Annotated in this window: 21 protein-coding genes and 1 pseudogene; 11 read left to right on the plus strand and 11 right to left on the minus strand. The window is 62.9% G+C overall.

Translation table 11 applies throughout. The features are described from left to right. Nucleotides 1–131: 131 nt before the first annotated feature. A complete protein-coding gene (locus tag IRZ77_RS04205; RefSeq protein WP_085601128.1) occupies nucleotides 132–1,271 on the minus strand; it encodes an MFS transporter in 1,140 nt (379 codons plus the stop codon). A gap of 201 nt (nucleotides 1,272–1,472) precedes the next feature. Continuing rightward, nucleotides 1,473–2,966 (minus strand): aldehyde dehydrogenase, encoded by a 1,494-nt coding sequence (locus IRZ77_RS04210; protein WP_046613689.1) that lies wholly within the window; start codon nucleotides 2,964–2,966, stop codon nucleotides 1,473–1,475. A 196-nt stretch (nucleotides 2,967–3,162) separates the two neighbouring features. Between IRZ77_RS04210 and IRZ77_RS04215 the strand changes: the two genes are divergently transcribed. Then, nucleotides 3,163–3,522 carry a cupin domain-containing protein gene (locus IRZ77_RS04215; protein WP_003258971.1) on the plus strand — a complete coding sequence of 120 codons (360 nt, stop codon included), beginning with the start codon at nucleotides 3,163–3,165 and terminating at the stop codon, nucleotides 3,520–3,522. A gap of 70 nt (nucleotides 3,523–3,592) precedes the next feature. Here the strand turns inward: IRZ77_RS04215 and rpmG are convergent, their stop codons facing one another. Then, a complete protein-coding gene (rpmG, locus tag IRZ77_RS04220; RefSeq protein ID WP_003253507.1) occupies nucleotides 3,593–3,748 on the minus strand; it encodes a 50S ribosomal protein L33 in 156 nt (51 codons plus the stop codon). Between the two features lie 10 nt (nucleotides 3,749–3,758). After that, complete coding sequence (rpmB, locus tag IRZ77_RS04225) at nucleotides 3,759–3,995, minus strand: 50S ribosomal protein L28 (RefSeq protein WP_003258972.1); 237 nt, start codon at nucleotides 3,993–3,995, stop codon at nucleotides 3,759–3,761. A gap of 361 nt (nucleotides 3,996–4,356) precedes the next feature. Between rpmB and IRZ77_RS04230 the strand changes: the two genes are divergently transcribed. Next, entirely contained in the window at nucleotides 4,357–5,964 is a 1,608-nt protein-coding gene (locus tag IRZ77_RS04230) for an ABC transporter substrate-binding protein (RefSeq protein ID WP_135002285.1), read from the plus strand. A gap of 104 nt (nucleotides 5,965–6,068) precedes the next feature. Here the strand turns inward: IRZ77_RS04230 and radC are convergent, their stop codons facing one another. Continuing rightward, nucleotides 6,069–6,749 (minus strand): RadC family protein, encoded by a 681-nt coding sequence (gene radC, locus IRZ77_RS04235; RefSeq protein WP_046613692.1) that lies wholly within the window; start codon nucleotides 6,747–6,749, stop codon nucleotides 6,069–6,071. Nucleotides 6,750–6,877: 128 nt separating this feature from the next. On the opposite strand from radC, the gene coaBC reads away from it, so the two are divergent. The 4 genes and pseudogenes from coaBC (at nucleotide 6,878) to argB (ending at nucleotide 10,998) form a co-directional block, all read left to right on the plus strand. Continuing rightward, on the plus strand, nucleotides 6,878–8,089 hold the full coding sequence (gene coaBC / locus IRZ77_RS04240) for a bifunctional phosphopantothenoylcysteine decarboxylase/phosphopantothenate--cysteine ligase CoaBC (RefSeq protein ID WP_003253409.1): 1,212 nt from the start codon (nucleotides 6,878–6,880) through the stop codon (nucleotides 8,087–8,089). A gap of 5 nt (nucleotides 8,090–8,094) precedes the next feature. Beyond that, nucleotides 8,095–8,550 carry a dUTP diphosphatase gene (gene dut / locus IRZ77_RS04245; protein ID WP_015272329.1) on the plus strand — a complete coding sequence of 152 codons (456 nt, stop codon included), beginning with the start codon at nucleotides 8,095–8,097 and terminating at the stop codon, nucleotides 8,548–8,550. A 144-nt stretch (nucleotides 8,551–8,694) separates the two neighbouring features. After that, nucleotides 8,695–10,062: pseudogene (locus tag IRZ77_RS04250) on the plus strand (phosphomannomutase/phosphoglucomutase); the annotation flags it as partial. Between the two features lie 30 nt (nucleotides 10,063–10,092). After that, nucleotides 10,093–10,998, plus strand: coding sequence for an acetylglutamate kinase (gene argB, locus IRZ77_RS04255; RefSeq protein ID WP_003258198.1), 906 nt, complete (start codon nucleotides 10,093–10,095; stop codon nucleotides 10,996–10,998). 174 nt (nucleotides 10,999–11,172) lie between these two features. On the opposite strand, the gene pyrE is transcribed toward argB, so the two are convergent. Beyond that, nucleotides 11,173–11,814, minus strand: a complete 642-nt coding sequence (gene pyrE, locus IRZ77_RS04260; RefSeq protein WP_003253405.1) for an orotate phosphoribosyltransferase — start codon at nucleotides 11,812–11,814, stop codon at nucleotides 11,173–11,175. An 80-nt stretch (nucleotides 11,815–11,894) separates the two neighbouring features. Here pyrE and IRZ77_RS04265 point away from each other — a divergent pair, with 80 nt between their 5' ends. Next, the gene (locus IRZ77_RS04265) at nucleotides 11,895–12,674 is read left to right on the plus strand and encodes an exodeoxyribonuclease III (protein WP_003253401.1); all 780 of its coding nucleotides are present in this window, start codon (nucleotides 11,895–11,897) and stop codon (nucleotides 12,672–12,674) included. Between the two features lie 116 nt (nucleotides 12,675–12,790). Here the strand turns inward: IRZ77_RS04265 and IRZ77_RS04270 are convergent, their stop codons facing one another. Together IRZ77_RS04270 and rph are read right to left on the minus strand one after the other, a co-directional pair. Beyond that, nucleotides 12,791–13,159 (minus strand): DUF4870 domain-containing protein, encoded by a 369-nt coding sequence (locus tag IRZ77_RS04270; protein ID WP_046613694.1) that lies wholly within the window; start codon nucleotides 13,157–13,159, stop codon nucleotides 12,791–12,793. Nucleotides 13,160–13,181: 22 nt separating this feature from the next. Next, entirely contained in the window at nucleotides 13,182–13,904 is a 723-nt protein-coding gene (gene rph / locus IRZ77_RS04275; protein ID WP_046613695.1) for a ribonuclease PH, read from the minus strand. 228 nt (nucleotides 13,905–14,132) lie between these two features. Between rph and IRZ77_RS04280 the strand changes: the two genes are divergently transcribed. After that, entirely contained in the window at nucleotides 14,133–14,996 is an 864-nt protein-coding gene (locus IRZ77_RS04280) for a YicC/YloC family endoribonuclease (RefSeq protein WP_046613696.1), read from the plus strand. Nucleotides 14,997–15,009: 13 nt separating this feature from the next. After that, entirely contained in the window at nucleotides 15,010–15,630 is a 621-nt protein-coding gene (gene gmk / locus IRZ77_RS04285; protein ID WP_046613697.1) for a guanylate kinase, read from the plus strand. Nucleotides 15,631–15,753: 123 nt separating this feature from the next. On the opposite strand, the gene IRZ77_RS04290 is transcribed toward gmk, so the two are convergent. The 3 genes from IRZ77_RS04290 to IRZ77_RS04300 form a co-directional block, all read right to left on the minus strand. After that, a complete protein-coding gene (locus IRZ77_RS04290; protein WP_013974795.1) occupies nucleotides 15,754–17,295 on the minus strand; it encodes an APC family permease in 1,542 nt (513 codons plus the stop codon). A gap of 113 nt (nucleotides 17,296–17,408) precedes the next feature. Beyond that, entirely contained in the window at nucleotides 17,409–18,182 is a 774-nt protein-coding gene (locus IRZ77_RS04295) for a gamma-glutamyl-gamma-aminobutyrate hydrolase family protein (RefSeq protein ID WP_046613698.1), read from the minus strand. Between the two features lie 4 nt (nucleotides 18,183–18,186). Then, nucleotides 18,187–19,569, minus strand: a complete 1,383-nt coding sequence (locus tag IRZ77_RS04300) for a glutamine synthetase family protein (RefSeq protein WP_046613699.1) — start codon at nucleotides 19,567–19,569, stop codon at nucleotides 18,187–18,189. 207 nt (nucleotides 19,570–19,776) lie between these two features. Here IRZ77_RS04300 and IRZ77_RS04305 point away from each other — a divergent pair, with 207 nt between their 5' ends. After that, on the plus strand, nucleotides 19,777–20,649 hold the full coding sequence (locus tag IRZ77_RS04305; protein WP_013974798.1) for a LysR family transcriptional regulator: 873 nt from the start codon (nucleotides 19,777–19,779) through the stop codon (nucleotides 20,647–20,649). Between the two features lie 262 nt (nucleotides 20,650–20,911). Continuing rightward, nucleotides 20,912–21,175 carry a DNA-directed RNA polymerase subunit omega gene (rpoZ, locus tag IRZ77_RS04310; RefSeq protein ID WP_003253383.1) on the plus strand — a complete coding sequence of 88 codons (264 nt, stop codon included), beginning with the start codon at nucleotides 20,912–20,914 and terminating at the stop codon, nucleotides 21,173–21,175. The last annotated feature ends 2 nt before the right edge of the window (nucleotides 21,176–21,177 follow it).

The raw sequence follows: 21,177 nt of genomic DNA on the forward strand, positions 1-21,177 counted from the left end.
GGGCGAGTTCTCCCACGGTCTGTACTGCTGTGAACAGTCAGATTCGGCTTTTTCGTCCCACCACCCCTTCGAGTATCACCATACAAGCGGCCTTGCGTCGCGATGGGCCGCAAAGCGGCCCCAAAAATGCCTCAGGCAGAAGCAGGCTCGAAGGCCCCGCGCCGCCGGGTCAACACCACCAACCCCGCAGCCCCCGCAGCCATGAGCAACGGCAACGCATGCCCGCTGATCCACTGGCTGCCTGCCCCGGCCAACAACGGCCCGAGCAGGCAGCCAATACCCCATAGCTGCGCCACATGGGCATTGGCCCGCACCAGTTCATCATCGCGGTAGCGCTCGCCAATCAGCACCAGCGACAAGGTGAACAAGCCCCCGGCACTGGCGCCGAACAGTACCCACAACGGCCAGATCGCCGGTGTATGCAGCAGCAGCGGAATCGCCAGGCTGGATACCAGCAGGGTCACCGCACAGCCGGTGAACAGGGTACGCCGCGACATGTGATCGGCCAGCGCGCCGATGGGCAGCTGCAGCACCGCATCGCCCACCACCACGGTACTGACCATGAACAGGGCGATTTCGGTGCTGAAGCCCTGCTGCAGGCAATACACCGGCAACAAGGTCAGGATCATTGCCTCGAACGAGGCAAACAGGGCAATGGCCCAGGCGATCACCGGCAAACGCCGGCAGAAGGCGAACAGGTCGCCGAAGGTGACGCTGCAAGCCTCTGTGCTGGGCGCACCGCCACGGCCAAGGAGAATCAGCGGCGCGACCAGCAGCAGGCCGGTCGCGGCCCAGAAGCCGAAGTCGTCATCCGAGCCGAGAAAGCCCAGCACCAGCGGCCCGGCCAACTGGCTGAGGGCGTAGCTGCTGCCATACAGCGCCACCAGGCGGCCACGCCATTGCTCGACCACCAGTTGGTTGATCCAGCTTTCGCCGAGGATGAACACCACAGTCAGCGACATGCCGATCAGCAGGCGCAACAGCAGCCACAGCGGGTAGCTAGGCAGCAGTGCGACCAGGCCGATCGACAGCGCCCCGCCCCAAAGGCACAGGCGCATGGCCGAGGGCACGCCGACCCAGCCGGCCAGGCGACTGGCCAGGCTGGCACCCAGCAGTACACCCAGCGCCGGCATCGCGGCCATCACACCGATGGCGAAGCTGCCGTAGCCCCAGGCTTCCAGGCGCAGGGATACCAGCGGCATGCTCACGCCGAGTGCCAGCCCGACGCTTAGCACCGATGCCAGTACGGCGAAGTAGGTACCCCAACGCATTGCAGCCTCCCAGGCAGAATTCTTGAACAGCAAAAACGACGAAGCCGGGGCAGCGTGAGCCGACCCGGCTATTGTTGGGGCTGCTGTGCAGCCCATCGCCGGCAAGCCAGCTCCCACAGGTACAGCACTGGCCTCAAGGGCTGCGAATAACTTGTGGGAGCTGGCTTGCCGGCGATTGGGCCGCAAAGCGGCCCCTTACGATTACAGCTTGATCCAGGTCGCCTTCAGCTCGGTGTACTTCTCCAGTGCATGCAGCGACTTGTCACGGCCGTTGCCCGACTGCTTGAAGCCACCGAATGGCGCGGTCATGTCGCCGCCGTCGTATTGGTTGACCCAGACGCTGCCAGCACGCACGGCACGGGCGGTCTTGTGGGCCTTGGAGATGTCCGAGGTCCAGATGCCAGCGGCCAGGCCATACGGCGTGTCGTTGGCAATGGCGACGGCTTCTTCTGCGGTATCGAAGGCGATCACCGACAACACCGGGCCAAAGATTTCTTCCTGGGCGATCTTCATGGCGTTGGTCACGCCGTCGAAGATGGTCGGCTCTACATAGGTGCCACCAGTTTCTTCCAGGGTACGCTTGCCGCCAGCCACCAGCTTGGCACCGTCCTTGTGGCCAGCTTCGATGTACGACAGCACTGTGTTCATCTGCTGGGTGTCGACCAGGGCACCGACAGTGGTCTGTGGGTCCAGCGGGTTGCCTGGCTTCCAGCCTTTCAGGGCCTCGACCACCATTGGCAGGAACTTGTCCTTGATCGAACGCTCGACCAGCAGGCGCGAGCCGGCGGTGCACACTTCGCCCTGGTTGAAGGCGATGGCGCTGGCGGCAGCTTCGGCGGCAGCTTGCAGGTCCGGAGCGTCGGCGAAGACGATGTTCGGGCTCTTGCCGCCGGCTTCCAGCCAGATGCGCTTCATGTTCGATTCGCCCGCATAAACCATCAGCTGCTTGGCGATCTTGGTCGAACCGGTGAATACCAGGGTGTCGACGTCCATGTGCAGGGCCAGGGCCTTGCCCACGGTGTGGCCGTAGCCTGGCAGCACGTTCAGCACGCCAGCCGGGATACCGGCTTCGATGGCCAGCTGGGCAATGCGAATGGCAGTCAGCGGCGATTTTTCAGACGGCTTGAGCACTACCGAGTTACCGGTGGCCAGTGCCGGGCCGAGCTTCCAGCAGGCCATCAGCAGCGGGAAGTTCCACGGTACGATGGCACCGACCACACCCACCGCTTCGCGGGTAACCAGGCCGAGCTGGTCATGCGGAGTCGGGGCGACTTCGTCGTAAACCTTGTCGATGGCTTCGGCAGTCCAATGGATGGCATTGGCCGCGCCAGGTACGTCGATGCTGGAGGAGTCGCCGATCGGCTTGCCCATGTCCAGGGTTTCCAGCAGCGCCAGCTCTTCGACGTTCTTGCGTAGCAGGTCGGCGAAGCGGATCAGCTTGGCCTTGCGCTTGGCCGGAGCCAGCTGCGACCACACGCCGGAGTTGAAGGTGGCACGGGCGTTTTCCACAGCGCGGTTGGCATCGGCCAAATCGCAGCTGGCAACCTTGGCCAGGAAGCGTCCGTCGACCGGGCTCAGGCACTCGAAGGTTTCACCGGATGCGGCATCGGTGTATTCGCCGTTGATGAAGGCACGGCCTTCGATCTTCAGTTGCTGGGCACGTTGTTCCCAGTCCGCACGAGTCAGGGTGGTCATACGAAACTCCTCCTCTTGTTTAGGTGCAACGCCGCACTGAGGACTCACAGGCGTTGTCAGAATTCTGGCCGGGCGACGAGCGCACACTGGCAAGCGATACCCTAAACCAGCCCGGGTAAACTATCAATATATTTGACACAGAAGGCTCAAAAGCCTACTGATGTGCATTTTATTAAACAAAAACAGGAGCCGCACCATGAGCATCGACAGCATCATCGACTTCGCGCAGGTCATCACCGAGGCCGAACGCTACCGCCCGGCAGCTGAAAAAATCCTCAAGGGCGAGCCAGACCAGGCGGTCTACAACCATTATTCCAGCCCCTGCGGGCAGTTTGCTGCAGGCGTGTGGGAAGGCGAGGTGGGGCAGTGGACGGTGAACTACACCGAGCATGAGTACTGCGAGATCGTCCAAGGCGTTTCGGTGCTGCGTGACCAGGATGGTGGGGCCAAGACTTTGCGTGCCGGTGACCGGTTTGTCATCCCGGCGGGGTTCAAGGGCACCTGGGAGGTGCTGGAGCCTTGCCGCAAGATCTATGTGATGTTCGAGCAGAAATGATCTGAGGCCCGAACAGGCAAAAAAAAACCCGCATCCTTTCGGAGGCGGGTTTTTTCAGGTCGCCGATCAATTACTTGATCTTGGCTTCCTTGTACACCACGTGCTTGCGAACAACCGGATCGTATTTCTTGATCTCGATTTTGTCCGGAGTGGTGCGCTTGTTCTTGTCGGTGGTGTAGAAGTGGCCAGTGCCAGCACTCGAAACCAGACGGATCAATTCACGCATGACGTTCTCCTTAGAACTTTTCGCCGCGAGCGCGCAGCTCGGCCAGCACTACGTCGATACCACGCTTGTCAATGACGCGCATGCCTTTGGCAGATACGCGCAGACGCACGAAACGCTTCTCGGATTCAACCCAGAAACGGTGGTGCTGCAGGTTCGGCAGGAAACGACGACGGGTTTTGTTGTTTGCGTGGGAAATGTTGTTCCCGGTTACTGGACCCTTACCAGTAACTTGACAGACTCTCGACATGACTCAGCCCTCTAAAACCACATGCCCAACCCGGCATGGGTTGGCCGCTTAATCTCTCAGTCTTTGGCGCCTGGGCGCCGTGATTCTGGAGGTCTTACCGACCGGATACGCTGACGCGACAGGCCGAGCCCCTAGAAAAGAGCGCTGCTTTATACCAGAAAGACTTGGCCACAACAACAGAAGATACGTTTCCGGCGCCGGCCAAGCGCGCCGGGCCAGCATAGCGGCAGGCCCCGCCAGCCGTCGACCGCTCGTCGCCAGTTTTGTAAAAAAGGGTGTGGTCATTTCCCTACGAGCACACTAGGGTAGGCCTTTTCCAGACTGCACTGGCAGATGGGCCACTGACAGCCAAGGAGCCACCATGCGTGCTGCCGCCCTTTCCTTATTGTTCAACTCCTTGTTCGCCGCAGGCGCCCTGTTCGCCGCCGGCGTTGCCCAGGCCGCCCCGCTGAGCGTCTGCAGCGAGGCCAGCCCCGAAGGCTTCGACGTGGTGCAGTACAACTCGCTGACCACCACCAACGCCACGGCCGATGTGCTGATGAACCGCCTGGTGGAGTTCGACGCGGCGCAAGGCAAGGTGGTGCCGAGCCTGGCGGCCAGCTGGACGGTATCGGCCGATGGCCTGATCTACGACTTCACCCTGCGCGATGACGTGAAATTCCACACCACCGCCTACTTCAAGCCAAGCCGCGCAATGAACGCCGACGATGTGCTGTTCAGCTTCCAGCGCATGCTCTACCCCGCCCATGCCTGGCACAAGACCGCGCCGGGCGGCTACCCGCATGCCCAGTCGCTGCAACTGGGCAGCCTGATCAAGGCGATCGAGGCGCCGGCACCGAACACCGTGCGCTTCACCCTCAGCCACCCGGACGCCACCTTCCTGGCCACCCTGAGCATGGGCTTCGCCTCGATCTATTCAGCCGAGTACGCCGACAAGCTGCTCAAGGTCGGCACGCCGGAGAAGCTCAACAGCCAGCCGGTCGGCACCGGGCCGTTCATCTTCCAGCGTTTCCAGAAAGACGCCGTGGTGCGCTACCGCGCCAACCCCGACTACTTCGGCGGCAAGCCGGCGGTCGACCCGCTGATCTTCGCCATCACCACCGATGCCAACGTGCGCCTCCAGAAGCTCAAGCGTGGCGAGTGCCAGGTCGCGTTGTCGCCCAAGCCGCTGGACATTGCCGAAGCCGGCAAGGACGGCAACCTCAAGGTGGCCACCACGCCGGCGTTCATGACCGCTTTCGTCGCCATCAACAGCCAGCACCCACCGCTGGACAAGCCGGAAGTGCGCCAGGCCATCAACCTGGCCTTCGACAAGCAGGCCTACCTCAAGGCCGTGTTCGAAGACTCCGCGGTGGCGGCCAACGGCCCCTACCCACCCAACACCTGGAGCTACGCCAAGGACCTGCCCGGCTACCCGCTGGACCTGAAAAAAGCCAAGGCCCTGCTGACCAAGGCTGGCCTGGCCGAGGGCTTCAGCACCACGATCTGGACCCGCCCGTCGGGCAGCCTGCTCAACCCCAACCCCAGCCTCGGTGCGCAGATGCTGCAGGCCGACCTGGCCAAGATCGGCATCAAGGCCGAGATCCGCGTGATCGAGTGGGGCGAGCTGATCCGCCGCGCCAAGGCGGGCGAGCATGACTTGCTGTTCATGGGCTGGGCGGGTGACAACGGCGATCCGGACAACTTCCTCAGCCCGCAGTTTTCCTGCGCGGCGGTGCAGTCGGGGACCAACTTCGCACGCTTCTGCGACAGCCGCCTGGACCAGTTGATCAGCGCCGGGCGCACCACCAACGACCAGAGCGTGCGCAGCCGGCTGTACCAGCAGGCGCAAACCTTGATTCAGCAGCAGGCGCTGTGGGTGCCGCTGGCGCATCCGACGGCGGCGGCACTGCTGCGCCAAGGGGTGGAGGGCTATCAGGTGAGCCCGTTCGGGCGGCAGGATTTCAGCAAGGTGTCAGTGAGCAAGTAAGCCTGCACCGGCCTCTTCGCGGGACCGCGCCAACTTTCAACATGGCGCTATCCCTGTGGGAGCGGGTTTACCCGCGAAAGGGCCGGGACAGGCAGCACAATTGCCTAAGCCACAATCCACCCATGCTCGACCATCGACAGCGGCTCCCCGTCACCGATGATGATGTGATCCAGCACCCGCACATCGATCAACGCCAGCCCTCGCTTCAACGACAGGGTCAAATGCACATCGTCCTGGCTGGGCTCACTGTTGCCCGAGGGGTGGTTGTGGCACAGGATCAAGGCCGCTGCGTTATGCAGCAATGCCCGCCGCACCACTTCCCGCGGGTAGACACTGGCCCGATCTATCGTGCCTCGGAAGAGGATTTCAAACGCCAACGGCCTGTGCTTGGTATCGAGAAACAGGCATCCAAACACCTCGCTGACCTCATGTCGCAGCATCGCTTTCAGATAGCGCCTCACCGTTGCCGGGCTGTCCATCGCGGATTCACGCTCAATTGACGTTGCAAGATGCCTGCGCCCGATCTCCAGCAGCGCCTGCAGCTGGCTGTACCTCACCGGGCCCAACCCAAGCTCACCGACGAAGGCCTCACGGTCGGCCTCCAGCAACTGGCGCAAGCCTCCGAACTTCACGAGCAGACCTCGCGCCAACTCCACGACATTGCGCCCACGCACACCTGAGCCGAGAAACACAGCAAGCAATTCCGTATCCGTCAGGCTTGCGGCCCCACGCTGCAGCAACTTCTCTCTCGGCCGCTCTTCAGCCGGCCACTCCCTGATATTCATCCCGTCCCTCTGCCCTTGCTGCGGCCCATTTCGGCCCTGTGTTAATCTATTTCGCCTCGTACATGCGACGTTCTGCCGCAGGCATCTTCAAACGTCGCCGCCCGCTCTCACTGGAAAAAGGCAAGCCTATGCAGCGGCTGTATCGCAAGCGCATCGTTCTCGGCGTGGGTGGCGGCATTGCCGCCTACAAAAGCGCCGAACTGATTCGCCGACTCCTGGAGCACGGCGCGCAGGTGCGCGTCGTCATGACCCGTGGTGGTGCAGAGTTCATCACCCCGCTGACCCTGCAGGCGCTGTCGGGCCACCCGGTGCACATGGACCTGCTCGACCCTGCCGCCGAAGCGGCCATGGGCCACATCGAACTGGCCAAGTGGGCCGACCTGGTGCTGATCGCCCCGGCCACCGCCGACCTTATGGCGCGTATGGCCCAAGGCATGGCCGACGACCTGCTGACCACCTTGGTACTGGCTACCGATGCCACCGTCGCCGTGGCCCCGGCCATGAACCAGGCCATGTGGCGCGACCCGGCCACCCAGGCCAACCTCGAACTGCTCAAGAGCCGGGGCATCCAGGTGTTCGGCCCGGCATCCGGCAGCCAGGCCTGTGGCGACGTTGGCCTGGGCCGCATGCTCGAAGCCACCGACCTGGCCTGGTGTGCCGCGGAAAGCTTCAAGCGCCAGGCACTGACCGGCAAGCACGTGCTGATCACTGCCGGCCCGACCCAGGAAAACATCGACCCGGTGCGCTACATCACCAATCATAGCTCCGGCAAGATGGGCTTCGCCCTGGCCGAAGCGGCCGCCGAGGCCGGGGCTCGGGTCACCCTCGTCACCGGCCCGGTGCACTTGCCGACCCCCGACCGGGTCAGCCGGATCGACGTGGTCAGCGCGCGGGACATGCTCGCGGCCTGTGAAGCGGCCATGCCGTGCGACCTGTTCATCGCCTCTGCGGCGGTTGCGGACTACCGCCCGGAAGTCGTTGCCACGCAAAAACTCAAGAAAGATCCTACGACCGGCGACGGCATGCTGCTGCAGATGGTGCGCAATCCCGATATCCTTGCCACCATCGCTGGCCGCGCCGACCGCCCGTTCAGCGTCGGCTTCGCCGCCGAGACCGAACACTTGCTCGATTACGCCACGCGCAAGCTCAAGGACAAGAACCTCGACCTGATCGTCGCCAATGATGTGGCCAACCCCAGCATCGGCTTCAACAGCGAGGAAAACGCCTTGACCGTGATCGACCGCCAGCAGCACCAGACCCTCTTCGCGCAGACCAGCAAGGGCAAGATTGCCCGGCAACTGGTCGCCTTCATCGCCGAACGGCTCAATCAGGTTCAATAAGTTACATGCACGCTCTTCAAGCCAAGATCCTCGACCCACGCCTGGGCACCGAATTCCCACTGCCGCAGTACGCCACCCCTGGCTCCGCCGGCCTGGACCTGCGCGCCCTGCTCAAGGAAGACACAGTCCTCGAGCCAGGCCAGACCCTGCTGATCCCCACAGGCCTGTCGATCTACATCGGCGACCCGGGCCTGGCGGCGGTGATCCTGCCGCGCTCGGGCCTGGGCCATAAGCACGGCATCGTGCTGGGCAACCTGGTCGGGCTGATCGACTCGGACTACCAGGGCGAGTTGATGGTGTCGTGCTGGAACCGCGGCAACACCCCGTTCACCATCGCCGTTGGCGAGCGCATTGCCCAGCTGGTGCTGGTACCGGTGGTACAGGCCCATTTCGACATCGTCGAAGCGTTCGATGAAAGCCAGCGCGGCGCTGGCGGCTTCGGCCATTCCGGCAGCCACTGAGCCGAGAAATGACCGTTCAGGCCAAGGATGGCGAACTCTCTGGCGAAACCACCGTCCAAGCGTTCAGTTTGCGCCTGCCCAGAAAGCCTTTGACTAATGGAGCTTCCAGAGATGAACGACATGGCCCACCTGGCACCCGCCGCACTGCCAGACAGCATTTTCCGCGCGTATGACATTCGCGGCGTGGTCGGCAAGACCCTTCACGCCGAAACCGCCTACTGGATCGGCCGCGCCATCGGCGCGCAGAGCCTGGCACAGGGCGAACCCCAGGTTTCGGTCGGCCGCGATGGCCGCCTGTCCGGCCCGATGCTGGTCGAACAGCTGATCAAGGGCCTGGTCGATGCCGGTTGCCATGTCAGCGACGTCGGCCTGGTGCCCACCCCGGCGCTGTACTACGCAGCCAACGTGCTGGCCGGCAAGTCTGGTGTGATGCTGACCGGCAGCCACAACCCGTCGGACTACAACGGCTTCAAGATCGTCATTGCCGGCGATACCCTGGCCAACGAACAGATCCAGGCCCTGCTGACCCGTTTGAAAACCAACGACCTGACCCGCGCCGAAGGCCGCGTGGAAAAGGTCGAGATTCTTGACCGCTACTTCCAGCAGATCGTCGAGGACGTAAAGCTGGCCAGGAAGCTCAAGGTGGTCGTGGACTGCGGCAACGGTGCCGCCGGGGTGGTCGCGCCGCAATTGATCGAAGCCCTGGGCTGCGAAGTGATCCCGCTGTTCTGCGAGGTCGACGGCAACTTCCCCAACCACCACCCGGACCCGGGCAAGCCGGAAAACCTCGAAGACCTTATCGCCAAGGTCAAGGAAACCGGCGCCGACATCGGCCTGGCCTTCGACGGTGACGGCGACCGCGTCGGCGTGGTGACCAACACCGGCAGCATCGTCTACCCCGACCGCCTGCTGATGCTGTTTGCCCAGGACGTGCTGTCGCGCAATCCGGGCGCCGAGATCATCTTCGACGTCAAATGCACCCGTCGCCTGACCCCACTGATCGAGCAGCACGGCGGCCGCGCACTGATGTGGAAGACCGGCCATTCGCTGATCAAGAAGAAGATGAAGCAGACCGGCTCGTTGCTGGCCGGCGAGATGAGCGGTCACATCTTCATCAAGGAACGCTGGTACGGTTTCGACGACGGCATCTACAGCGCCGTGCGCCTGCTGGAGATCCTCAGCAAGGCCGGGCAGAGCGCCGAAAACCTGTTCGCCGCGTTCCCGAACGATATTTCCACGCCGGAAATCAATATTGATGTGACCGACGAGGGTAAATTCAGCATCATTGATGCACTGCAACGCGACGCCGACTGGGGCGAAGCCAACCTGACCACCATCGACGGTGTGCGGGTGGACTACGCCCACGGCTGGGGCCTGGTTCGCGCCTCCAACACCACCCCGGTGCTGGTGCTGCGCTTCGAGGCCGACAGCGACGCCGAATTGCAACGTATCAAGGATGTTTTCCGTACCCAGTTGCTGCGGGTTGAGCCTGAGCTGCAACTGCCGTTCTGACCGACTATCTGTTCCTTACAGGAGCCCTGCATGACCCTCGATCGCGATGCCGCTTCCCATGTAGCCGAAGTTTTGTCCGAAGCACTGCCTTACATCCGCCGCTTTGTCGGCAAGACCTTGGTGATCAAGTACGGCGGCAACGCGATGGAGAGCGAGGAGCTCAAGACCGGCTTCGCCCGTGACATCGTGCTGATGAAGGCTGTGGGCATCAACCCGGTGGTGGTCCACGGTGGTGGCCCGCAGATCGGCGACCTGCTCAAGCGCCTGTCGATCGAAAGCCACTTCATCGACGGCATGCGCGTCACCGACTCGGCGACCATGGACGTGGTGGAGATGGTGCTGGGCGGCCAGGTCAACAAGGACATCGTCAACCTGATCAACCGCCACGGCGGCAGCGCCATCGGCCTGACCGGCAAGGACGCGGAGCTGATCCGCGCCCGCAAGCTGACGGTCAGCCGCCAGACGCCCGAGATGACCACCCCGGAAATCATCGACATCGGCCACGTTGGCGAAGTGGTCAGCGTGAACACTGACCTGCTGAACATGCTGGTGAAGGGTGACTTCATCCCGGTGATCGCGCCGATCGGCGTAGGTGCCAACGGTGAGTCGTACAACATCAACGCCGACTTGGTGGCAGGCAAGGTAGCCGAGGCGCTGAAGGCCGAAAAGCTGATGCTGCTGACCAACATCGCCGGCCTGATGGACAAGCAGGGCGAGGTACTGACCGGCTTGACCACCGAGCAGGTCAACGAACTGATCGCCGACGGCACCATCTACGGCGGCATGCTGCCGAAGATCAAGTGCGCGCTGGATGCGGTGCAGGGCGGTGTGAACAGCTCGCACATCATCGATGGCCGCGTGCCGAATGCGGTGCTGCTGGAGATCTTCACCGACAGCGGCGTGGGTACCCTGATTACCAACCGCAAGCAGCGCTGATCGTCAACCTGTCCCGGCCTCTTCGCGGGTAAAACCGCTCCCACAGGTACAGCACCGCCTTTGAGGGCTGTGGAGATCCTGTGGGAGCGGGCTTACCCGCGAAGAGGCCGGGACAGGCGAAACAAAAAAGGCGACCCTCATGCGAAGGTCGCCTTTTTCATTTCCGGGCCCGGATCAGATACCGTACTGCGCCCGGTAAGCCTCGACAGCTGGCAGATGCTGCTTCAGCTGTGGGTCATCGGCCAGGAACTCCAGCACCTGGGTCAGAGAAACGATGCTGACCACCGGAATACCGAAGTCACGCTCCACTTCCTGGATCGCCGACAGCTCGCCATTGCCACGCTCTTCGCGGTTCAGCGCGATCAGCACACCAGCGGCCTTGGCCTGCTGGGCATTGATGATCTGCATGACCTCACGAATGGCGGTACCGGCAGTGATCACGTCGTCGATGATCAGCACGTCACCGGCCAGCGGTGCGCCGACCAGGCTGCCACCTTCACCGTGGTCCTTGGCTTCCTTGCGGTTGAAGCACCATGGCACATCGAGCTGATGCTGATCGGCAAGGGCCACTGCAGTAGTCGCTGCCAGCGGGATACCCTTGTAGGCCGGGCCGAACAACACGTCGAAGGGGATCTTGCTGTCGACGATGGCTGCGGCATAGCAACGGCCCAGTTCGGCCAGGGCGGAACCGGTGTTGAACAGGCCGGCATTGAAGAAATACGGGCTGGTACGCCCCGATTTCAGAGTGAATTCACCGAAACGCAGTACCCCGCGATCGATGGCAAAACGGATGAAGTCGCGCTGATACGGCTGCATGGATAGTCCCGGACACCACGGATTTAGCTAAATGGGTTGAGCTCGGGTATCATACACGCACGAGATTTTTGGGGCCATTTATGCGGATCATCAGTGTGAACGTAAATGGCATTCAGGCTGCGGCCGAGCGTGGTTTGCTCAGCTGGCTGCAAGCCCAGAATGCCGACGTCATCTGCCTTCAGGATACCCGCGCCTCGGCCTTTGAACTCGATGACCCAGCTTTCCAGCTCGATGGCTATTTCCTTTATGCCTGCGACGCGGAGGTGCCTGCCCAAGGTGGTGTGGCCCTGTATTCGCGCATGCAGCCCAAGGCAGTCATCACCGGCCTGGGCTTCGAGACAGCCGACCGCTACGGGCGTTACCTGCAAGCAGATTTCGACAAAGTCAGTATTGCCAGCCTGCTGCTGCCTTCGGGTATGAACGGCGACGAAGACTTGAACCAGAAGTTCAAGTTGATGGACGACTTCGCCAAGTACCTGGACAAACAGCGTCGCAAGCGTCGCGAATACATCTACTGCGGCTCGTTCTACGTGGCGCAGCAGAAGCTCGACATCAAGAACTGGCGTGACAGCCAGCAGTCGCCGGGCTTCCTGGCTCCGGAGCGTGCCTGGATGGACGCGATCACTGGCGAGATGGGTTACGTCGATGCCTTGCGCGAAGTCAGCCGTGAGGGCGACCAGTACAGCTGGTGGCCGGACAACGAGCAGGCCGAGATGCTCAACCTGGGCTACCGGTTCGACTACCAGATCCTCACCCCGGGCCTGCGTCGCTTCGTGCGCAACGCCCGCCTGCCGCGTCAGCCGCGCTTCTCCCAGCATGCGCCGCTGATTGTCGACTATGACTGGACGTTGACCATCTAAAAGCCGATTGGGGCCGCTTTGCGGCCCATCGCGACACAAGGCCGCTCCTACAGGATTACGCATTCCCCTGTAGGAGCGGCCTTGTGTCGCGATAGGGCTGCAAAGCAGCCCCAGCATTATTTGATCGGCCGCCAGATCATCGGGTAGCGATACGGCTTGCCTTCATTGGCCCGCACCGCGGCAATGATGATCAGCACCAGCACCGCCACCATCAGCATGGCGAACAGCATCAGCCCGATGAACACGAACATCAGCAGGAAGCAGATAAACCCGGCAATGGTCACGCTGATCTGAAAATTCAGCGCCTCTTTGCCCTGGGCGTCGATGAAAGGGTCTTGCTCGCGCTTGAGGTGCCACAGCACCAGCGGACCCAGCAAGTGCCCGAGCGGCACCACCAAACCCAACAGCGCGGAGAGGTGGCAGAACATCGCCCACTGCCGGATTTCGGCATTGGGCGGGGTGATCGACAGGTTCGATTCGCTCATGCCCCGCACCTCCATGGCTGGGTCAGTCGGCCAGTGCCGCCTGCTGCAGTTCGAAGATCTCGTTCATGCCCTTCTGTGCCAGGGCGAGCATGGCGTTGAAGTCTTCAGGCTGGAACGGCGCACCTTCGGCAGTACCCTGCACTTCGATGAAGCCACCGGCGCTGGTCATGACCACGTTCAGGTCGGTTTCGGCTGCGGAGTCTTCCAGGTAGTCCAGGTCGAGCACCGCTTCGCCCTGGTACATGCCCACCGACACTGCGGCGATCATGTGCTTGAGCGGGTTGCCAGCCTTCAGGCCACCGCGCTTCTTGATCACCGCCAGGGCGTCACACAGGGCGACCATGGCACCAGTGATGGACGCGGTACGGGTGCCACCATCGGCCTGGATCACGTCGCAGTCGACGTACAGGGTGATGTCACCAAGCTTGCTCATGTCCAGCGCGGCGCGCAGCGAACGGCCGATCAGGCGCTGGATTTCCAGGGTACGGCCACCCTGCTTGCCACGGCTGGCTTCGCGCTGGTTACGCTCGCCGGTGGAACGCGGAAGCATGCCATATTCGGCGGTCAGCCAGCCTTGGCCCTGGCCTTTGAGGAAGCGCGGCACACCGTTTTCCACGCTGACCGTGCAGATGACTTTGGTGTCACCGAACTCGACCAGTACCGACCCTTCGGCGTGCTTGGTGTAGTTGCGGGTGATGCGGATCGAGCGGAGCTGATCGGCGGCGCGACCACTTGGACGTTTCATCTGGGATACCTGTACTGGGACTTTGAATCTGCCGAGCATTATAGAGCCCACGGCCCGGGGAAGACATGCCTATTGTCGCGCCCGCCACAGCCCGTCGCCTTTTCCTACCGGCCAATCCACCCGTCGGTAACATGGGTGGATTGGGCGCCAAGGCCCCACTGCGCTACAATCCTGCGCCTTGCAGCCGAGAGGCTCCCACCGTTCATTCATATACGCGAGGTACTCCCCATGGTGCACAGCATGACCGCTTTTGCTCGTGTCGAGCGCGCCGGCAGCCAAGGCACCCTGGTCTGGGAGCTGCGTTCGGTCAACCACCGTTACCTGGAGCCGCACCTGCGCCTGCCCGAGGCCCTGCGCGACCTCGAAGGCGCTGTGCGCGAAGGCCTGCGCCAGGGCCTGTCGCGGGGCAAGGTGGAATGCACTTTGCGCCTCAACGAAGACAGCAACGGCAAACCGCTGAAGGTGGACCGCGAGCGCGCCGCGCAGCTGGTTGCCGCCGCCGAGGAAGTGGCCGGCCTGATCAAGCAGCCGGCACCACTGAACCCGCTGGAGGTGCTGTCGTGGCCAGGCGTGCTGGTGGCCGACGCCAGCGACCCGCAGGCACTGAATGCCGAAGCCATGGCGCTGTTCGATCAAGCGCTGGCCGAGCTCAAGGCCGGGCGCCAGCGTGAAGGCCAGGAACTGGCCCGACTGATCAACGAACGCCTGGACAACATGGCCAGCGAAGTCACCACCCTGCGCGCCCTGGTGCCGCAGATGCTGGCAGCTCAGCGGCAGAAGATCCTCGACCGCTTCGGCGACATGCAGGCCGAACTCGACCCACAGCGCCTGGAGCAGGAGATGGTATTGCTGGCCCAGAAGAGCGACGTGGCCGAGGAACTCGACCGCCTCAACACCCACGTCACCGAAGTGCGCCGAGTGCTCAAGGGTGGCGGTGCCGCCGGCCGGCGCCTGGACTTCCTGATGCAGGAACTCAACCGCGAGGCCAACACCCTCGGCTCCAAGGCCTTCGACCCACGCAGCACGCAAGCGGCGGTCAACCTGAAGGTATTGATCGAACAGATGCGTGAACAAGTACAGAACATCGAGTAAGGCCACCCCGACCATGAACCACAGCAGCGGCACCCTCTATATCGTTTCGGCCCCTTCGGGCGCCGGCAAGACCAGCCTGGTCACCGCCCTGATCAAGGCCGACAAGCGCGTAAGCGTCTCGGTCTCGCACACCACCCGCGCCATGCGCCCGGGCGAGCAGCACGGCGTGAACTACCACTTCGTCAGCCATGACGACTTCAAGGGGCTGATCGCCAAGGGTGACTTCCTCGAACACGCCGAAGTGTTCGGCAACTTCTACGGGACTTCGCGCAGCGCGCTGCAAGAGGTACTCGACCAGGGCAATGACCTGATCCTGGAAATCGACTGGCAAGGCGCCCAGCAGGTACGCAAGCTGATGCCCGAGGCTTTGTCGGTGTTCATCCTACCGCCAAGCCAGCAGGCCCTGCGCGAACGCCTGGATGGCCGCGGGCAGGACAGCGAAGAGATCATCGCCGGGCGCATGAAGGAAGCGGTCAGCGAGATGGTGCACTACGACGAGTATGACTACGTGATCATCAACGATGACTTCGACGTTGCGCTGGAAGACTTGAAGGCGGTATTCCGCTCGAACCGCCTGCGGCTGAAGAAGCAGCAACAGCGTCATGCGGCATTGCTGAAGCAAATGATCGGCTGAAGATTGCCGGGGCCTCTTCGAGGCCCTTTCGCGACACAAGGCCGCTCCTACAACAGTACGGCGTACGCCTTCCGATGTAGGAGCGGCCTTGTGTCGCGAAAGGGGCGCGAAGCACCCCCAGCCTTATTCCTGCAGTGGCAAGGTAGCCTGCTGACGCAGAGTAGCCCCCAGGAAGTACGCCGGCGCGCGCAGGCGCGACAGCATCATCAGCACGATCCCCAGCACCGAGATGATGGCGGCAATCACGAACACCAGCCCCAACCCGCCCACATGCGAGCCGCTGCCGAAGTCCGGCGAGGCGCTGTCGATGGCGGTACGCACGAAGATCACCGACAAGATCACCCCACCCACCAGCGGGCACAGGCCGCGCATCAGGAAGTGGCGCAAGCTGTCGAAAAGGCTGTGGCGGAAGTACCAGACACAGGCGAAGGCCGTCAGCGAATAGTAGAAGCAGATCATCATGCCCAGTGCAGTGATGGTATCCGCCAACACATTCTCGCTCAGGGTGCGCATGGTCACGTAGAACAGGCCCGCAGCCACGCCAGCGCAGATAGTGGCGTAACGCGGGGTCTGCGAACGAGGACAGACGCTGGCAAACTTCTGCGGCACCGCACCGTAGTAACCCATGGCCAGCAGAGTGCGCGCCGGCGACACGAAGGTAGACTGCAGCGATGCTGCGGTACTGGCCAGCACCGCGATGGACATCAGGATCGCCAGCGGCCCCATGACCGGGCCTGCCAGGTGGGCGAAGACGTTTTCCTGAATGCGGGGGTTGTTCAGACCCAGGCCTTGTTCGCTGATACCAGCAAACTGCAGGGTGGCAATGGCGGTGAACAGGTACAGGCCGAGGATAAGCAGCACGGTCCAGGTGGCCGCCTTGCCCGGTACCTCGTCACTGCCGACCGACTCCTCGCTGACAGTCAGGCAGACGTCCCAGCCCCAGAAGATGAAGATCGACAGCGACAGCCCGGCGGCAAAGGCCGAGAACGATTCGACGCCGAACGGGTTGAACCAGGCGAAATCGAATTCCAGCGGTGGCGGCGCGGTGGTTTCGCCGAAAGCGGCAAAGGCAAAGCCGATCAGCACCAGCAACTGCAGGGCAACCAGGCCGTATTGCACGGTCATGGTGGTGGTCATGCCGCGACAGCAGATCCACACCGCCAGGGCGATGAACACGCAACAGGTGGTTATGTTGATGAGCAGGTTGTCGGCCAAGGCCGCCAGCTCGTGCTTGCCGGTGATCTGGCCAAGGAACAGGTAGAAGAAGTCGACCGCCACCCCTGCCAGGTTCGACAACACGATGGTGGTGGCGACCACCAGGCCCCAGCCGCCGATCCAGCCGATCATCGGGCCGAAGGCACGCGCCGACCAGGTAAACGAAGTACCGCTATCCGGCTCCGCCGAGTTCAGTTCGCGGTAGCCCAAGGCCACCAGCAGCATCGGCAGAAAGCCGACGATGAACACCGCCGGCAGGTGCGCTCCCACTTCACGCACGGTCGGGCCAAGGGCGCCGGTAAGGGTGTAGACCGGGGCGATGGTGGAAATGCCCAGCACCACGCTGGCCAGCAAGCCCAGCCGGCCGGTGGCCAGGCCCTTGCTGCGCTGGGTGTTGCCCGCGTCGGCCGCCACATCGGGTGGGCGGCCGGCTTCTGTGTAATTGCTCATGAGTATTTGCCGTAAATTTTGGAATTGTTTTCACAGGCCTTGCGTACAAGGCCCGCTTTCACTCATTGAAAGCTTGCTGCCGGGAACAAGTCATCCGAGACCTTCGGGTGACGTCAGAATGCCTCCTGCCGTGCGCCCTCCCGTGTAGCGTAAGCAATGCAGGCCTCGCGAAACGCCTGGAACAGGCGCAGCGAGACCGGGTTTTCGGTAAATCGCCACTCCGGGTGCCACTGCACGCCGAGCACAAAACCTGGCGCCGCAGGCATGGACACCGCTTCGATCAGGCCATCCGGGGCCCGTGCCTCGACACGCAGGCCTGGGGCCAGGCGGTCGATGCCCTGGCTGTGCAGCGAGTTGACCTCGAACTGCGCCGCCAGGCCCAGGCGCTCGAACAACCCGCCAGGCTCTATGCCGACAAGGTGACGAGGGCCGTATTGCACCTCCAGGGGTGCGTCCTCAGGTTCACGGTGGTCAAGGTAGCCAGGCAGTTCCTGCACGCGCTGGTGCAGGCTGCCGCCCAGGGCTACGTTCAATTCCTGGTAGCCGCGGCAGATACAGAACACCGGCACACCGGCGGCAATGGCCGCCTGCAACAGCGGCAGGGTCAGGCGATCGCGTGCCAGATCATGCCGGGTACCCGCCGCGCTGGGGGCGCCATTGTAATGATGCGGTTCGATATTTGAAGGTGAGCCGGTAAAAACAATGCCGTGCAGACGGGCCAGCAGCGCCTGCGTGTCGCTGCCCCCGTCACGGGCCGGCAAGATCAGTGGCAAGCCGGCAAAGCCGGCCGCCTCGACATACTTGTCGCCTACCGTGTGCGACGAGTTCTTCCCCACCTGCTGACGGCAGGCGCTGACACCGATCAAGGGGACCGCATTTGCGCTCATGGGCTTACACCGTGTGCAGGTACCAGTTGTACTCGAGGTCGGAAATCGACACTTCGAACTCGGCCAGTTCGCTTTCCTTGCAGGCCACGAAGATATCGATGTAGTCCGGGCTGATGTATTGGTTGAGGACTTCGCTGTCGTCCAGCGCGCGCAGGGCATCGCGCAGGTTGTTCGGCAGGCTCTGCTCCAGCTGTTCGTAGGAGTTGCCTTCGATCGGTGCCTGCGGCTCGACCTGGTTGGTCAGGCCGTGGTGAACACCGGCGAGGATCGCCGCGAGCATCAGGTAGGGGTTGGCGTCGGCACCGGCCACGCGGTGCTCCAAGCGCACGTTTTCGCTACTGTCGGTGGGCACGCGCACCGCCACGGTGCGGTTGTCCAGGCCCCAGCTTGGCGCATTGGGCACGTAGAACTGCGCGCCGAAGCGGCGGTAGGAATTGATGTTCGGGCAGAGGAAGGCCATCGACGCCGGCATGGTCTCCAGCACACCACCGATGGCATGGCGCAGCGCGTCGCTTTGCAGCGGGTCGTCGCTGGCGAAGATGTTCTTGCCGGTTTTCTTGTCCAGCAACGAAATGTGCACGTGCAGGCCATTGCCTGCCTGGCCCGGGTAGGGCTTGGCCATGAACGTGGTGTCCATTTCATGGTCGTAGGCAACGTTCTTGATCAGGCGCTTGAGCAGGATCGCGTAGTCGCAGGCCTTCAGTGGGTCGGCCACATGATGCAGGTTGACCTCGAACTGTGCCGGGGCGCTTTCCTTGACGATGGCGTCGGCGGGCAGACCCTGTTCCTTGGCCGCTTCGAGCATGTCCTGCAGGCAGTCGGCATATTCATCGAGGTCGTCGATCAGGTACACCTGGGTCGATTGCGGGCGCTTGCCGGAAATTGGCGAGCGCGGCGGCTGCGGGCGACCGTTGAGATTGTCCTGGTCGATCAGGTAGAACTCCAGCTCGAACGCGGCGCAGATATCCAGACCCAGGTCATCGAACTTGCTCACCACCTGGCGCAGTACTTCGCGCGGGTCGGCGAAGAACGGCTGGCCATCCAGTTCGTGCATGGTCATCAGCAACTGGGCTGTGGGGCGCTTCTGCCACGGCTCGTCCGACAGCGTGCCGGGGATCGGGAAGCAGATGCGGTCGGCATCGCCGATGTCCAGGCCAAGGCCGGTGCTCTCGACGGTGGACCCGTTGATGTCCAGGGCGAACAGCGATGCCGGCAGGTTGATGCCCTTCTCGTACACCTTGTGCAGGCTGGCCCGCTCGATGCGCTTGCCACGTACCACGCCATTCATGTCGGAGATCAGCAGGTCGACGTACTGCGTGTCCGGATGGGCCTGGAGGAAGTCATTCATCTCGCTGGAAGAACTGGCGCACGGGGTTACCGACGTCATGGCTGTACATCCTTTGATTTGCTGCGGCGATGTGGGGGATACGGCTGGCGCCTCACGGGCGACGATGGTTGCAGCTGTTGTTCTTTTCACTTTCCCATCGTGGGGATTGGTTACCCGACCGGGCGCATTGATTCCCGGGGGCCGTTTCACTATAAAATGGCCAAAACGCAACAGACATTGGCAATTCGGCAAGCAGAGCGTGCACCAATGCAATATCAGATTACCCATGCCGACCTCTCCCTGGTCCTGGCCCTGGAACGTGGCCGCTCGCTGGCCAAGGCTGCCGAGTTGCTCAAGGTCGATGTGTCGACGGTGTTCCGCTCGATCCGCCGGCTGGAATCGGCGCTGGGCACCGCCTTGTTCGTCAAGAGCCGCAAGGGCTACTTGCCGACCGACACCGCCCAGGCCCTGGCCGAGCAGGCCGAGCGCGCCGAGCAGGCGCTGGAGGCGGCGCGCATCGCCATGACCAGTGGCGAGCAGGTGGTCAGCGGCACCGTGCGCCTGACCTGTACCGAGGCGGTGATGCACAGCCTGCTGCTGCCGGCGTTGGCCGAGTTCATGCCGAACTACCCGGCCTTGTCGCTGGAGATGGGCACCTCCAATACCTTCGCCAACCTCAGCCGGCGCGATGCTGACATTGCCCTGCGCCTGACCAACACGCCGCCGGAGCACCTGGTGGGCCGCAACCTGGGGTCCACCTCTTACGTGGTCTGCGGCCAGCCGCAGTGGCGTGAGCGCCTGGCCGAGTCACCTGCCAGCGTACCGTGGATCGCCCCCGACGACTCGATGCAGGACCACCCCACGGTGGTCTGGCGCAACCAGCAGCACCCGGGCTTGAGCCCGCGTTACCAGTGCAGCGGCATGTCGACCATCGCCCAGCTGGTCACGGCCGGGCTCGGCGTGGCAGCGTTGCCAGACTACATGGTGCACGCGCTGCCCGGGGTGGATGCGCTGAGCGGACCGCTGCCGGGTTGCGACACCCAGCTGTGGCTGCTGACCCGCCCGGACTGCCGGGCGTTGCGCTCGGTGCAGACCCTGTTCGAGGAGCTGACCCCGCGGTTGCGTGACGCGATGCTCTGAGGTTATCGTCGGGCTCAGGTATCGAGGGTGTCTGTTCCGGCCCTTTCGCGGCTGACGCCGCTCCCACTGGGTGCGGTGATGAGCCTGAGGACAATGCGGCCCCTGTGGGAGCGGCTTCAGCCGCGAAGAAGGCAACACAGGGCTTGAAGGTGACCACCCGACAAAACAGCGCTTCCCTATTGGCTGGTGATTTTTTAAACTATCGAGTCCGCCTGCCCATTATTGGGCTGCACGCCCACCGCAATTGCTACTGAGGAAGACCATGGCCCGCGTAACTGTTGAAGACTGCCTGGAACACGTGGATAACCGCTTTGAGCTGGTCATGCTCTCGACCAAGCGCGCTCGCCAGCTGGCGACCGGCGGCAAAGAGCCACGCGTTGCGTGGGAAAACGACAAGCCGACCGTTGTTGCCCTGCGTGAAATCGCCGAAGGCATCGTCACCAACGAGTTCATCGCCGCTGAAGAGATCGTCACCGAGGATCCGGTGTTCGCCGCGTTCGAGGACGAGAACAACGAGGCTGTCTGATT

This window comes from Pseudomonas pudica (assembly GCF_015680405.1).
Lineage (GTDB): Bacteria > Pseudomonadota > Gammaproteobacteria > Pseudomonadales > Pseudomonadaceae > Aquipseudomonas > Aquipseudomonas pudica.

Excerpts from the sequence above, each read along its gene's own strand:
- IRZ77_RS04205 (WP_085601128.1), bottom strand. The coding sequence starts at position 1,271 with ATGCGTTGGGGTACCTACTTCGCCGTACTGGCATCGGTGCTAAGCGTC.
- IRZ77_RS04210 (WP_046613689.1), bottom strand. The coding sequence starts at position 2,966 with ATGACCACCCTGACTCGTGCGGACTGGGAACAACGTGCCCAGCAACTG.
- IRZ77_RS04215 (WP_003258971.1), top strand. The coding sequence starts at position 3,163 with ATGAGCATCGACAGCATCATCGACTTCGCGCAGGTCATCACCGAGGCC.
- rpmG (WP_003253507.1), bottom strand. The coding sequence starts at position 3,748 with ATGCGTGAATTGATCCGTCTGGTTTCGAGTGCTGGCACTGGCCACTTC.
- rpmB (WP_003258972.1), bottom strand. The coding sequence starts at position 3,995 with ATGTCGAGAGTCTGTCAAGTTACTGGTAAGGGTCCAGTAACCGGGAAC.
- IRZ77_RS04230 (WP_135002285.1), top strand. The coding sequence starts at position 4,357 with ATGCGTGCTGCCGCCCTTTCCTTATTGTTCAACTCCTTGTTCGCCGCA.
- radC (WP_046613692.1), bottom strand. The coding sequence starts at position 6,749 with ATGAATATCAGGGAGTGGCCGGCTGAAGAGCGGCCGAGAGAGAAGTTG.
- coaBC (WP_003253409.1), top strand. The coding sequence starts at position 6,878 with ATGCAGCGGCTGTATCGCAAGCGCATCGTTCTCGGCGTGGGTGGCGGC.
- dut (WP_015272329.1), top strand. The coding sequence starts at position 8,095 with ATGCACGCTCTTCAAGCCAAGATCCTCGACCCACGCCTGGGCACCGAA.
- argB (WP_003258198.1), top strand. The coding sequence starts at position 10,093 with ATGACCCTCGATCGCGATGCCGCTTCCCATGTAGCCGAAGTTTTGTCC.
- pyrE (WP_003253405.1), bottom strand. The coding sequence starts at position 11,814 with ATGCAGCCGTATCAGCGCGACTTCATCCGTTTTGCCATCGATCGCGGG.
- IRZ77_RS04265 (WP_003253401.1), top strand. The coding sequence starts at position 11,895 with ATGCGGATCATCAGTGTGAACGTAAATGGCATTCAGGCTGCGGCCGAG.
- IRZ77_RS04270 (WP_046613694.1), bottom strand. The coding sequence starts at position 13,159 with ATGAGCGAATCGAACCTGTCGATCACCCCGCCCAATGCCGAAATCCGG.
- rph (WP_046613695.1), bottom strand. The coding sequence starts at position 13,904 with ATGAAACGTCCAAGTGGTCGCGCCGCCGATCAGCTCCGCTCGATCCGC.
- IRZ77_RS04280 (WP_046613696.1), top strand. The coding sequence starts at position 14,133 with ATGGTGCACAGCATGACCGCTTTTGCTCGTGTCGAGCGCGCCGGCAGC.
- gmk (WP_046613697.1), top strand. The coding sequence starts at position 15,010 with ATGAACCACAGCAGCGGCACCCTCTATATCGTTTCGGCCCCTTCGGGC.
- IRZ77_RS04290 (WP_013974795.1), bottom strand. The coding sequence starts at position 17,295 with ATGAGCAATTACACAGAAGCCGGCCGCCCACCCGATGTGGCGGCCGAC.
- IRZ77_RS04295 (WP_046613698.1), bottom strand. The coding sequence starts at position 18,182 with ATGAGCGCAAATGCGGTCCCCTTGATCGGTGTCAGCGCCTGCCGTCAG.
- IRZ77_RS04300 (WP_046613699.1), bottom strand. The coding sequence starts at position 19,569 with ATGACGTCGGTAACCCCGTGCGCCAGTTCTTCCAGCGAGATGAATGAC.
- IRZ77_RS04305 (WP_013974798.1), top strand. The coding sequence starts at position 19,777 with ATGCAATATCAGATTACCCATGCCGACCTCTCCCTGGTCCTGGCCCTG.
- rpoZ (WP_003253383.1), top strand. The coding sequence starts at position 20,912 with ATGGCCCGCGTAACTGTTGAAGACTGCCTGGAACACGTGGATAACCGC.